The following is a 13,272-nucleotide window of genomic DNA, read 5'->3' as shown; positions in this document are numbered from 1 at the left end:
GCTCAGGCCTCGGAAGGGGTTTGCTTGTAGTTGTAGCCAATCGGGTGCGGCATGTTGCGGGCCTTGGCCAGCTCAATCTGCTTTTGCCGGTCGATCGCGCTGCGACGGGTTTTCTCCGGCAGCTTATCCCAGCAGTGCGGGCAACTGATGCCGGCCACATAGTGTTCGGATGCGCGGTCGGAGACACTGACCGGGGTACGACAGGCATGACATTGATCGTAGTCGCCTTCGCTCAAGTCGTGGCGCACGGTCACGCGGTTGTCGAACACAAAGCAGTCGCCCTGCCACTTGGTTTCTTCCTGCGGCACCTCTTCGAGGTACTTCAGGATGCCGCCCTTGAGGTGGTACACCTCATCGAAGCCTTCGCTGAGCATGTAGCTCGAGGCTTTCTCGCACCGAATGCCGCCGGTGCAGAACATCGCGACCTTCTTGTGCTTGGCTGGGTCGAAGTGGGCTTTGATGTAGTCAGGAAATTCGCGAAAACTGGTGGTTTTCGGGTCGATCGCGCCTTCAAAGGTGCCGATGGACACTTCGTAGTCGTTGCGGGTATCGATCAACAACACTTCCGGATCGCTGATCAGCGCGTTCCAGTCCTTGGGATCGACATAAGTGCCGACCTGCTTGTTGGGGTCGACGCCTTCGACGCCCAGGGTCACGATCTCTTTCTTGAGCTTGACCTTGGTGCGGTAGAACGGCTGCTCGTCGCAGTACGACTCTTTGTGGTCGAGGTCGACCATGCGCGGGTCGGTCTTCAACCAGGCGATCAGGCCATCGATGCCTTCGCGGCTGCCGGAAACGGTGCCGTTGATGCCTTCTTCGGCGATCAGCAGGGTGCCTTTGATGCCGTTGTCGACCATCGCCTGCAACAGGGGCTCGCGCAAGGCGACGTAATCTTCGAGGGTGACGAACTTATACAGTGCCGCCACGACAATCGGTTGAGTCATGGGTGTTCTCTCCAGGTGGCTACCCTCGTAAAGGGTGAACCGGATGCAAAAAAACGCGGGCCAGGCCGCGCGGCGCGCATTCTAACAAAACCCCGGCCGCGCCGCATCGGCACTCAGTCGCCGATATTTCCTCGACACCCGCGCGGCATTGGCCGACCTCGGCCGCAAAACCTGCGTGATAGCGTCGGGCGTTGCCCATTGGATCCACTGGTGGGCTCACTGGAAGATCGTTGTCATGCACACTCTAAGCAGTCCCCTGTTGGCCAGACTGCTGGACCGGCCCGCCCCTCCCGGCGAGGGGAAGGTCGACTTCAGCACGGCCCTGCATCAACTCGGCGTTACCAGCGTCTTTGACATTGTGCGCCTGCCCCGCGCCGACTTCATCCGGCAACTGGGCCGCCTCAACGATGACGATGGCGCCCAGGCCTACGACACCGCGCTGGCCTACGCCACCCAGCTGCAATGGCTGTACGAGCTGCAGCCGACCGACACGCCGCCCGCACGCAGCAAGCGCGAGCTGGACGCGAGCGGGTCATCCCTGCTGGCTGAAGACTGGGCCAATGCCTGCGCGCCCGATGCGCTCGCCGCGCTCGATTCGCCGGTGGCTTATCTGCGCACGCTGTACCTGTTCGCGCGGCAGCTGGAACAGAACGGCGTGGGCACCTGCGATAAAGTCCTGCTGAGCCAACGTCGCCCGGATCTGGAAGCGCTGGTGATCGACCACGACAGCACCTTCACCCAGCGCCCCCTGCTGACGCTGGTCGATGACATGCTGCGCAAACACATCAAATACCACCATCCGCGCCAGAAGCTGTATCGCCTGCTCAGTACCCAGCACTACCCCCTGACGCTGCCGTATCACCATCACCACTATCAATGTCGCCTTGGGCTGGCCGGCACCCGGCACCGCGTGGGCGAATTGAATTACCGCATCAGCAAACGGCTACCGTTCGATGCCGCCGGCAGCGCGCGATATGGCTGGGTACAGACGCACAACCCCGATGTGCAATGCCTGTTAAGCGACCTGAACCCCGGACTACAAACGCTCCTGCTGCAACCGCCCCTTGAAGCCGGCACGTTGTTTCAAACCTGCTTCGGCCTGGCTGGCGCACCGCAGACCCTGCAAGCGCTGCTCGACGCCACCGCCCTGAATACCGCGCAGTTGCACGCGTTGCTGGCAGAGGAACGTTTTGCCCCCCATGCCTCCCCCTCCGCCAAAGATATGCCGTTGCCCCTTTACGGAGCTCGCTATGTCAACGGCACCGATCAGTCGCCGATGACGGTGGCGAGTAATAACGCGCAGTTGCTCAATATCACGGATGAGCGCTTCGACCGCCTGCAGCGCATGATTCGCCTGCAACGCGGGGTCGATTTGCCATTTGCCGAACTGGATACCTTGATCGTCAGCGCCATGGCCTGTGAACGGCCGATCAACGCCCACCTGCGTATCAGCCACAGCACCCTGCGTGCGCTGGGAGTGTTTCGCTACCTCAATCGCCGCTATGCACTGACGCCCCTGGCGTTCAGCGCCTGGCTTAATCGCGTGCCGTTGCAGGCCAGCGCCACTGCGCAACCGTTGTTCGACCAGGTGTTCAATCCCACACCGGTAGGCAGCCAACCACTGCCGCTGGACGACCAGGTGTTGGATGCGCCGACCCGCCAGCGCCTATGCGCCGCGCTCGAACTCACAGACACGCCAAACTCGTTGCACCTGCTGATCGACGCCTGCCCCACCCCAGTGTTGCGCAACCTGGCGACCTACTCGGCGCTGTATCGGCAGGCGCACATCGCGCGCACCTTCGGCTTGTCGGTGCAGCACTGCCGACAGTTGGCCGACCTGCTTGGCCCTGCGACGTGGAGCCACTTGACCGCCCCGACCTTGCGCAGCGGGGAACGTGTTGCCGCAGACTTTCTCGACGGGCTTATGCAACTGGATTGGGCCGTCACTTGGCTCAAGGACAGCCACATCAGCGTCCCCCAGTTGCGCCAGCGTCTGTTGCTGGAGCTGGTTAGCGATAACCCGGCCCTGGCGCGCTGGGTCGATTTGCTGCGTCACCCCCCCTATGAACTGCCATCGGCCTGGCAACTGGCGCCGTTGCCGCAGCCGGCCGCCGCCGACAACCTGCCCCCCATCGAATGGACCGGCGTGCTCGCCCAGGCGTTCGGACCGTCAGCGGACCTGTCCCAACCTCGACAACCCTCGCTTGCCCTGGACCAGGCGATTTCGACCCTGAGCCTGAGCCCGGTGCCCGCCCAAGACGCAGTCCTCAAACAGCAAGCCAAGGATCGACTGACGCCCTGGCTGCAACGCATCGCAGACAAAGGCCAACGCGTGTGCATCCAGCAGTTACTGGATACCCCGGTGCCGACGCCCTACAGCAAGGAGCTCACGCTTTACTACAACCAGTTCCTCAACAGCGCAAAAACCCCGCCGGCGCTCAAGCACCTGATCCTGCTGGCGCCGGATGTCACCACCCTGCTGGCCTTGCCGGTGAACGACACGTCATTGCGTCAACTGCTGCTCAACCCCCATTGGCTGGACCGCGCGCTGGCGCCGTCGACCCTGCTCGAACTGAACCTGGGCACTCTGTATTTGTTGCAGCGCTTCAAGGCGTGCTGCGACACCTGGGGCCTGACCCAGGACGAGCTTCTGGACTTCTTTCGGCGCGCCAACGGCAACGGCGCGCAGCCACTCGACACACAACTGAGCCACTGGCTGGGCTGGAGCGAAACAGAACTGCGGGTGCTCACCGATACCTTGCCCACCAGGCGTGTCACGGCCATGGATCAGTTGGATTGGATCCTGCGCTGCCACCAAGCGTGCGCCGCCACGCGCCTGCCCTGCCAGGCCCTGCTGGACGCAAGCCACCTGAGCCTCTCCAGCGACTTCAGCCAATGGAAGGCCCTCGGCGAAGCGGTCATTGCCGCGCGCCACTAAGGGCCGCTTCCCACCCGGACTCAAGGAACGACTATGTCTGAGCCCCTCGAACACCGTCTCAACGAAGCCCGCCGCGATGCCATGCTCGGCTTCTACCTGGCGCATTGCATCAGCGCCCCGTTGAAAACCACCCTGCGTACCCCAGAGGATCTGTACGACTATTGGCTGCTGGATGTGCAGGTCAGCCAGGCCGTGCCGAGCAGCCCGGTGGCCAGTGCGATCACCAGCCTGCAGCACTACATCAACCGCATCCTGGGCGGGCTGGAACCGGGCTACGACACACAGGGCCCGTCGCCTGACGAAGCGCGCGCCTGGCAAGACAGCCTGCGCACCTACCCGCTGTGGAGCGCCAGCCAGCAACTGCGTTACCAGCCCCACCACTTCCTCGACCCCACGCTGCGCGAGGACAAGAGCGCCAGCTTCGAGCAACTGGAAAACGACCTCAACCAGCACCGGCTGCAACCGGCCACGGTGCAAAGCGCCGTGCAAGGTTACCTGGCACGATTCGAACACATCGCGCGCTTACAGACCCTCAACGGCTACATCGACGGCGACGTGCGACAACTGGACACCAGCACCTATTACTTTGTCGGCAAGTCGGTCAGCGACGACCTGTATTACTGGCGCTCGCTGGACCTGTCCAAGCGCTCCAGTGCCAACCCCAGGGCACCCGCGCCTCGGGCATGGAGCGATTGGAAGCCGATCAACCTGACGTTTTCCGCCGACACTCCGGCCCACAGTGTGCGGCCGGTGCTGTTCAATCAGCGCCTGTTTATCGTATGGGCCGAGTGCATCAAGCCGGCGCCGTATCACGCCGTGCACGGCCCGGTAAACGACATTGGCGAAGACGAGGACGACGATGAAAAACAGCGCCACGCCGAATGGCTCAACAGCCGCTTCGTGAAGTTGCGCCTGTGTTTTTCCTATCAAAAACGCGATGGCAGTTGGAGCCTTCCCCAGGTGGGCCTGGAGGAACATTGCGTCACACGCGGGATCAATGCGCTCACCCCCGAACAACTCAAGCGCATCACCCAGACCATTGCGGTGGTCGACAGTCGCAGCCCCCAAAGTCTGTTCCTGGGTATACGCGCCAACACGTTGAACCATGGCGGCGAACAGCCGGGGGAGTTCTTTCAAGCCATCAGTGTCGATCAGGCACTGGACGTCAAGGTGGTGGCGTCCGCCGGCAGCCCGGGGCGTTACAAGATCGTGCCGGGCTCGGCCATTGCGCTGGAAACCATCCGTCTGCTGGAGGCTTACGAGTCCACGCAGAACACACCGTTGCAGACCGCCCTGCTCGGAGGACTCGACGAAGCCAATGTGTTTTCCAGCGCCTTGCTGCCGCCATTCGCCCACCGTTACTTCGGGTTGTTCTTCGATATCAACAAGGACAGCCTGCAATTCAAGGCCAGCCTGACGGATGACTACACCGAGCCCGTGCTGGCCCTGACACCAGAAGGCTCGCCCCAAGCTCCCTTGAAAACCTGGGATTTCGAAGCCAGAAGCCAAGACATCCTCGACGCCGACAGCATCAGCACCACGTTCGACCCGATCACCAACGAAGTGGTATTCACCTCGAAAACCGCCAAGCGCTTTTTGCAGACCTACAAAGTCACCCTCAAAACCCGGCATGCCGAAGCGAGCATTACCTTGGTCACCGAGTCAGCCATGCACGATTCGGCCATGGCCGATGTCGAGTTGAGCGAGGGCTCGGCCATCATCCTGGACAGCACGATCGTCTCGGACGTCGACGTCACGCACTACGCGATGTTTTTCAAAAACCCCAAGACCGGCAAGACCTTCGCCAATGCCATCTATGACAAAGGCAGCCTGTTGCTCACCCTGACGGGCCGAGCGAAGGCCGCTCAGGATTGGCGCGCCGGGCAAGACGGGACCAAGAACGTCACCGAGTATTCGCTGGAAGGCAAATTCATCGCCAAGAATGCCTTCCTGCATTTATATGCCCATGCGCAGGACAACGTGCTGGCGATCCTCGACCGCTACAGTGACTACGGCCTGCCAGGCGATCAATCCTCCAGCAAAAAACTGCACTTCGTAAATGACTTGCGATTGGTATACAGCAGCGCGTCGATGCCCATCCGGCTTTATCGCCACGTCATCATGCAGTCCCGGCTCAAGGACCGGCCCACCCCGCACGCGATCAGCAACAACACCGCGCAGATCCTCAACTTCACCGACAGCGAACACGAAAGCCTGGCCGGCTCGGCACCGGAGTTGCCGGTCGGGCACGTCACGACCACGCGTATCAAACTGCCCAGCGGGCAACCGTCTTCGGCGGTCACGGTGATCCACGGCGTGATTACCCTGGAGAGCCAAGAGGATGGCGCACGGGTGCTGGGGTATGCGCTCAAGGCCGTCACCTGCACCCTCAGCCACTCCCTGAGCATTACCCAACCGGCCCGTTCCCCGCGGATCAGCTCCCTACGCGAGGAAAGCGGGGAGCGCCTCGAAGTCCTCGACTTTTCCGCGAGCCTCAAACCGTCGCTGCCGGCGATCCCACTGAACAGCCGCCTCGCCAGCCAACTGTTCAAGAGCGCCACGGCCGCGCTTGATCCGCCGCTTGCCTGTGGTTTCACAGCGGTTGACGGGGTTGCAGCGCAATCGGCGGACTTCCACGGCGCGCACGGCCAGTACCTGCGGGAGCTGTTGATCTACGTGCCGTGGACCATCGCCCATCAGCTCAACCGGCAACAGCAATACGCCGAAGCAGAACGTTGGCTGCACGGGCTATACAACCCTCGCCAGCCGCATACCGGCACGCTGAGCGCGCTGACAGCCGCCCCTGTGGAGCTGAGTTACGCCTGCATGCAGCCCGAGCGGCCCCATGAGCTGGCCCTGAGTTTTCCGCGTTACCTGCGCAAGGCATTGCATTTGCTCAATGTGGATATCCTGCTCAACCGCGGCGATGCGGCCTATCGTCAGTTAAGCCCCGACAGCCTGGCCGAAGCCAAGCTCTGGTACCGCCAGGCGCGGCACCTGCTGGGCACGCGCCCGACGCTGACCCGCGCCGATACTTGGACCCCGCGCGCCCTCGGTGACCTGGCCAGTACCGCAGCGCTGGCCATACGCGCGCTGGAGCACCAACCGGAGTACTTGCGCTCGTTGTCGCGCCAGTGTGTCACCTTCGGCCAACGCGCCTGGCTTATGGACAGCCCCTACCTGCAACGTCCTTTAAGCCCGCAACAGGTGGCGCGTTGGGACACTCTGGAAGCTCGCCTGCACGGCTTGCGCACCCACTTGGACATCACCGGCAAGCCGTTGCGCCCGTCGTTGTTCGCCGCGCCTTTAGCGCCTGCCGCGCTGCTCGCGCGGGCGGCGCACAGTGCCATGGGTGGCGCCGAAGCGCCTTTGACGACGCGCCCGGAAGTCGGCCACTACCGCTTCCAGGTCATCGCTGGGCACGCCATGAATGCGGTCGACAGCCTGGCGCAGTTCGGCGCCACGCTGCTGGCGCTGATCGAACGCAAAGAGCAGGCGCACCTGCTCGACGTGCAACAACAGCAGGCTTGGGAGCTGGCCAGCCTGGTGGTGACCCAGCATACCCAGGCGCTGGCGATCGACGAAAAAAACCGCCAAGCCTTGCTGCACAGCCGCGCGGTGATCAAGGGCCGCCTGGACTTCCTGACCCATCGGCTCAACGAAGGCATCAGCGCCGGTGAAATCGCCGCCGGCCAGCAGTACCTCGAAAGCGCCGCCTGGGAGCGCAAAGTGGCCATCGCCGGCATGGGCGCCGGTGCCGCCATGCTGGCGCCGAACATTTTTGGCACCGCCTTTGGCGGCATGCGTTTTGAGGGGTTGTTTCAAGGCTATCAGGCGTTCGCCCAGGGCGAGGCCAACGCAGCCCGCGCCAACGCCAACGAGCTGGAGCGCACCGAGCAATTCAACCGGCGCGCCCAGGACTGGGCCCATGCCGAGCAACAAGCGCGCCTGGAACTGGCGCAGGTCGACGCCCTGCTGCATACCCAGGCCGAACAGGAAAAAGCCACCCGCCTGCACCTGCGCAGTGCCCAGACGGCCCTGGCCCAGGCCCAGTCGACCTATCAACTGCTGAGCACCCGCACCGCCCGGGCCCAGCTGTATGAGTGGCTCAATACACAGTTGGGCACTTTCTATTACGCCCTGCATGACAGCGCCCAATCACTGTGCCTGGCCGCCGAGGCGTGCTGGCAGTACGAAACCGCCGAACAGCGCACGTTCTTTTCCACTGACAGTTGGCGCCAGGCCCACCACGGTTTGCTGAGCGCCGAAGCCTTGAAGTTGAACCTGCTGCGCATGAATGCGGCGTACCTGCAACATACGCCACGGGAGCTGGAGATCAGCAAAACCGTGTCGCTGCGCCATCGCCTGATCGAGTGCGGGGTGATGGTCCCGCAGATAAGCCCGAACACCTTGCCCACCAAGACCTGGGCCGATCACAAAGCCGCGCTGGTGCAGCACGGCACCCTGTGTTTCGAGTTGACCAGAGCGTTGTTCGATGAGGATTACCCCGGCCACACCTTGCGCCGCATCAAGCAGGTCAGCCTGTCATTGCCCGGCACCCTGGGGCCCTACGAGGACATCAAGGCCACCCTGACCCAAACCCGCAACGAAGTGGATAGCGCCGATGGCGGCCCGCGTACCGAATGGCGCGCGCGCCAGCAGATCGCGTTGTCGCGGGGGCTGGACGACAACGGCCAGTTCAGCCTCGACTTCGACAACGACCCGCGCTACCTGCCGTTCGAATACACCGGTGCAGTGTCGTCCTGGCGCCTGGATTTTCCCCATCCGCAACGCCAAAAAGACCTGCTGGAATCGATCACCGACATCATTGTGCATGTGCGCTACACCGCTCGACCTGCGAGGAGCGACGCATGAGTACCCCCGCTAATTCATCACCTATCCAACTGCCGGCGCTGCCCAACAGCGGCACGCCACCAGGCGCCGCCAAGGGCTGGGCCCCTGTCGGCGCCGACGGTGTCGCGCGCCTGGAGATCGCGCTGCCGATCAGCCCCGGTCGCGGCTACGCACCGGCACTCGCCCTCACCTACCGTAGCAACGCCGGCAACAGTGCGTTCGGCTTCGGTTGGGACGTCAACGTCGCGGCCGTGACCCGTTGCACCCGCCGTGCCGTGCCGAGTTACACCGAGGCCGACACCCTGCTGGGGCCGGACGCCCAGGCGTGGATGCCCGAGTGCGACGCCAACGGCACGCCGGTGCAGACCCAGCGCGACACCTTCAATCAACAGGCGCTGGGCACGACTTACACCGTCACCCGCCACTTCCCCAGGGTGGAAAGCGACTTCGCGCGCATCGAACATTGGCACTCGGCCCTCGACCCCGCCGGCTTTTGGCGGGTGCAGGCCAGCGACGGCAGCCAGCACCTGTACGGCAAAACCCTCGCGGCGCGCATTGCCGACCCCGAACACCCCACGCATGTGGCGCAATGGCTGCTGGAGGAAAGCCTCAATGCGCACGGCGAACATATCGGCTATCGCTATCAGGCCGAAACCGATACCAGCACATTCCCCCATGACAGCCGAGCCCAGCGCTATCTGCACAGTGTGTATTACGGCAATGTCAGCGCCCGGGAAAAAGCCACGCCGTACCTGTTCAAGACCGACGACCTCTCGCGCCAAGCCTGGCACTTTCATCTGGTATTCGACTATGGGCAGCGCAGCGCAGCTTTCGACCAGGTGCCTACCTATGCGCCGACCACTGACTGGGCCGTGCGCCAGGACCCGTTTTCCCGCTACGCCTACGGTTTTGAACAGCGCACGTTGCGCCTGTGTCGACAAATCCTGATGTTTCACGCGTTCCCCGACGAGCCGGGCATGGGGCCCGACCCAGTGTTGGTCAAACGCCTGCTGCTCGAACATCACGTCGGCCGCAATGGCTTGACCCAGCTGATGGCCACCCACGAGCAGGCGGTGGATGCCCACGGCACGCTCAGCTATCAACCGCCCCAGGAATACCTGTACCAGAGCGTCGCATTGAAGCTGAACAGCACACGTTATCGACCGTTTGAGGCGTTCCCCGGCCATGGATACCAGTTGCTCGACCTCTACGGCGAAGGCGTGCCGGGGTTGGTATACCGCACTGACCACGCCTGGTATTACCGCGCGCCCGTGCGGGCCGTGGACGCCGCCGACGCCGATGCCGTCGGTTACGGCCCGGCCCAGACGTTGCCGGTCAAACCGGAAATCGGGCCGTCGCGCCCGCGCGTCCAGGCGTTGCTGGATGTGGATGGCGACGGCCGCCCGGAGTGGGTTACGGCGCAACCGGGCATGCGCGGTTTTTTCCGGCTTGACCCACACCCGGACGAAGCGCGTTTTATCCCTTTCGAGGCATTGCCCGTGGAGTTGCTGCACCGCGACGCGGTGTTCGCCGACTTGATGGGCAGCGGCTTGGCCGACCTGGCGTTGGTGGGTCCGCGCAGCGTGCGCCTGTATGCCCATCGACAAGCCAAGGGCTTTGCCGCCGGCATCGAGGTGGCGCATGTGGTCGAGGACGATGACTTGCCTTCATTGAGCCCCTCACCCAGCGATTGGGTGGGCTTCAGCGATGTGCTCGGCAGCGGTCAGCCGCACCTGGTGCGCATCCGCCACGACGAGATCAAGTGCTGGCCCAACCTGAGCCGTGGCCGCTTCGGCAAGGGCCGGGTGCTGGCCACACTGCCGTTCCGGCATAGCGCGTTCAACCCGGCCAATGTGTTGCTCGCCGACTTGGACGGCTGCGGCGCCAGCGACTTGCTGTACCTGACTCCAGATGCCGTGCGCATTTACCTCAACCGAAGCGGCAATGGGTTCGCCGCCACGCCGTTGCTGTTGCCCTGGCCCGCCGGGGTGCAGCACGACGAACGCTGTCAGGTCAGCCTGGCGGATGTACGCGGGCAGGGGTTTGTCAGCCTGGTCATCAGCGTCATGCACCCGCGCCCGCGTCACTGGATCTACGACTTTTTCGACGCCAAACCGGGACTGCTGCGTTATACGTGCAATAACCTGGGCACGGTGGCCCAGGTGAGATACCGCAGCAGCGCCCAGGAATGGCTGGACGAGAAAAAGGAGCTTGAGGACGCCGGAACGCGTGCCGTCAGTCGGTTGCCGTTCACTTTGGACCTGGTTAAACAGCACATACAGCACGACGAAATCACCGGTAACACGCTGACCCAGCGTATGAGCTATCGACAGGCGTATTACGCCGCCGACGAACGTGCATTCCACGGCTTCGGCCTGGTACTGCAACGGGACAGCGACCTCCCCGCCGGCAGTTTGCTGAGCAAGCGCTGGTTCCACACCGGCCAGGCGCTCGACATGCCCCGCGACGGCTACAGCACCCACGACCCTGACGAAATCACCTTGGGCCCGACCTTACTCGGGCAGCACACCACGCCCAACACGGCGCAGCCCACCGACCACCAAGACCGCCTGATCACGGCCCCCACGCGCCAGGAACGGCGCGAGGCCGCCTATGCGCTCAGGGGCCTGCCACTGCGGGAGGAACGGTTTGCGCTGGATGCCGCCGACGGCGTGCCGTTTTCCGTGCAGCAGCATCGCTATCTGGTGCGCCGCCTGGCCCCCGCACACGGCGCACAGCCCTGGGCACGGCTGTTGCCGCTGAGGCTGGAGAACGTGGAGTGCCGCTACGAACAGGTGCGCGACGATCCGGTGTGCCAACACCAACTCAACCTGCGCTGGGACGCCTATGGTTGCCCGGTGCACAGCGTCACGGTGCACCACGCGCGGCGAAAAACCGCCGACGACACGCCGCCGGCACACCTCACCGATCCCCACGCCCAACAATGGTGGCGGGATACCCACGACAGCGCGCAACAGCGTTATTACCTGAGCGAGACCCTGAGCCAGTGGATTCATCACGATCAACCGGATCAATGGCGCCTGGCCCTGCCCTATCGCCATCGCACCAATACCTGGGCTTTGCCCAAGGGCGAAGCGGCGCACGGCCTCACGGATGCGGCCGTGCGCTATGAACGCTTTATCGACCGCCACAGCGGGCCGCTGGGGCCGCAAGCACCGCGTGAACTCAGTGGCTTGTCGGTACAGCACTACCGCGAGCCGGGCGGCAAGGGCAAAACCCTCGCGCCGGGGGTCGCCACGTTCCAAGCCCTCAGCGACTACCTGGAAACCGCCGAACTCGATCCCCAAGCCCTGGCTGCGTACAGGCAGATCCCCAGCCTGCCGGGCCAGCCGACTTGGGACACCGACCGCCAATTGCAGGACCTGGGCTACCAGCCCATGGCGGTGTTTTTTTTCGCCAACGCGGCGGAACAAAGTGCGCCACCGCGCGTGTGGTCGGTACGCCGGCAGTTCCCCCGCTACCTGAGTGCCAAGCGCTTTTACCGCCTGCGCAGTTGGCGCCTGACCGAGGATGCGGGTGAAACCACGCTGGATTACGACCCCTATTGGTGTCACGTCAGCCAGATCACCCAAGCAGACGGTTGCGTGACCCAGGCCACTTACGATTACCGCGTGCTGCTGCCGGTCAAGGTGGTGGACCCCAACGGCACACAGCAGGAGGTGCGCTATGACGGCTTCGGGCGGGTAATGGTCAGCAGTATTCACGGACAGGAGGCTGGCAAAGCTGTGGGCTTTGCGTCGTTGTCCTCCCTCGGCCATACGCAGGCGCTGCCGATGGCCCAGGTGATCCAAAAGCCCGAGACCTTACTCGGCGGCGCCGCCAGTGCCTGGGTGTATGCGCCATTCAGTTGGATGGGCACCGTTGCCCAGGCCGACCTGCGCCCATCATGGGTGAGCCAGAACTACCTGCTGCCGGGCGGGCAGATCCGCGCCACCGCCCGGCTGCGTCTGAAAAAGATCGGCGCGGCCGCCAGCCAGGAACAGCAGGCCCTGTACCGCTTGATCAACCAGGCGCAGCGCGAGCCGGTGCATTGCCTGATGCTGCAGGCCGATCGTTACCCCGACGACCAAGCCAGGCAGATTCACCAACGGCTGACCCATTGGGACGGCTGGGGTCGCGCATTACAAAGCAAGCAGAAGACCGAGCCCGGCCTTGCCCACGCCGTGGCGGCGGACGGCACATTGATCGTGGAAAACCAGCGCCTCCAGCAGGTCAGCGCCGATCCGCGCTGGCGCGTCAGTGAACGGGTCGAATACAACCCGCGAGGTTTGCCCATCCGCGTATACCGGCCGTATTTCGCCGACCGGCCTGGTTTTATCGACGACGCGTCACTGCGCAGCTTCGGCGTATGCGACCAGCACGTCTACGATGCAACAGGCCGCCTGGTGCGCACGCTCAACGCCAACGGTTCGCTCACGCGCAGCAGCTATTGGGCCTGGTACACGGTCAGCGAGGATGAGAACGACACCGCCGAGCCGTGAGCCGCGCGGCTGCCAGGGGACCGAACAAGTCCTT

The 13,272-nt window shown here is 63.7% G+C and carries 4 protein-coding genes; 3 read left to right on the top strand and 1 reads right to left on the bottom strand.

Translation table 11 applies throughout. From position 1 onward, the window contains the following. Positions 1-2: 2 nt before the first annotated feature. Positions 3-944: an oxygen-dependent tRNA uridine(34) hydroxylase TrhO gene (gene trhO / locus QRN41_RS06000; protein ID WP_034099294.1), complete on the bottom strand. Its 942-nt coding sequence runs from the start codon at positions 942-944 to the stop codon at positions 3-5. A gap of 235 nt (positions 945-1,179) precedes the next feature. Between trhO and QRN41_RS05995 the strand changes: the two genes are divergently transcribed. Genes QRN41_RS05995 through QRN41_RS05985 form a run of 3 tightly spaced genes read left to right on the top strand, consistent with a single transcriptional unit; the run spans position 1,180 to position 13,238 of the window. Beyond that, positions 1,180-3,882: a Tc toxin subunit A gene (locus QRN41_RS05995; protein ID WP_285421311.1), complete on the top strand. Its 2,703-nt coding sequence runs from the start codon at positions 1,180-1,182 to the stop codon at positions 3,880-3,882. A 33-nt stretch (positions 3,883-3,915) separates the two neighbouring features. After that, the gene (locus QRN41_RS05990; RefSeq protein WP_285421310.1) at positions 3,916-8,757 is read left to right on the top strand and encodes a Tc toxin subunit A-related protein; all 4,842 of its coding nucleotides are present in this window, start codon (positions 3,916-3,918) and stop codon (positions 8,755-8,757) included. After that, positions 8,754-13,238 carry a SpvB/TcaC N-terminal domain-containing protein gene (locus QRN41_RS05985; protein WP_285421309.1) on the top strand — a complete coding sequence of 1,495 codons (4,485 nt, stop codon included), beginning with the start codon at positions 8,754-8,756 and terminating at the stop codon, positions 13,236-13,238. Before QRN41_RS05990 ends, QRN41_RS05985 begins: the two co-directional genes overlap by 4 nt. The last annotated feature ends 34 nt before the right edge of the window (positions 13,239-13,272 follow it).

It is taken from the genome of Pseudomonas sp. efr-133-TYG-23 (genome assembly GCF_030209215.1).
Classification (GTDB): domain Bacteria; phylum Pseudomonadota; class Gammaproteobacteria; order Pseudomonadales; family Pseudomonadaceae; genus Aquipseudomonas; species Aquipseudomonas rhodesiae.
The sequence above is the reverse complement of the archived record's forward strand: the minus strand, read 5'-3'. Positions and strand labels throughout refer to the sequence as shown.

Bases quoted from the DNA above. Each gene is read 5' to 3' on its own strand.
- trhO (WP_034099294.1), bottom strand. From the start codon at position 944: ATGACTCAACCGATTGTCGTGGCGGCACTGTATAAGTTCGTCACCCTC.
- QRN41_RS05995 (WP_285421311.1), top strand. From the start codon at position 1,180: ATGCACACTCTAAGCAGTCCCCTGTTGGCCAGACTGCTGGACCGGCCC.
- QRN41_RS05990 (WP_285421310.1), top strand. From the start codon at position 3,916: ATGTCTGAGCCCCTCGAACACCGTCTCAACGAAGCCCGCCGCGATGCC.
- QRN41_RS05985 (WP_285421309.1), top strand. From the start codon at position 8,754: ATGAGTACCCCCGCTAATTCATCACCTATCCAACTGCCGGCGCTGCCC.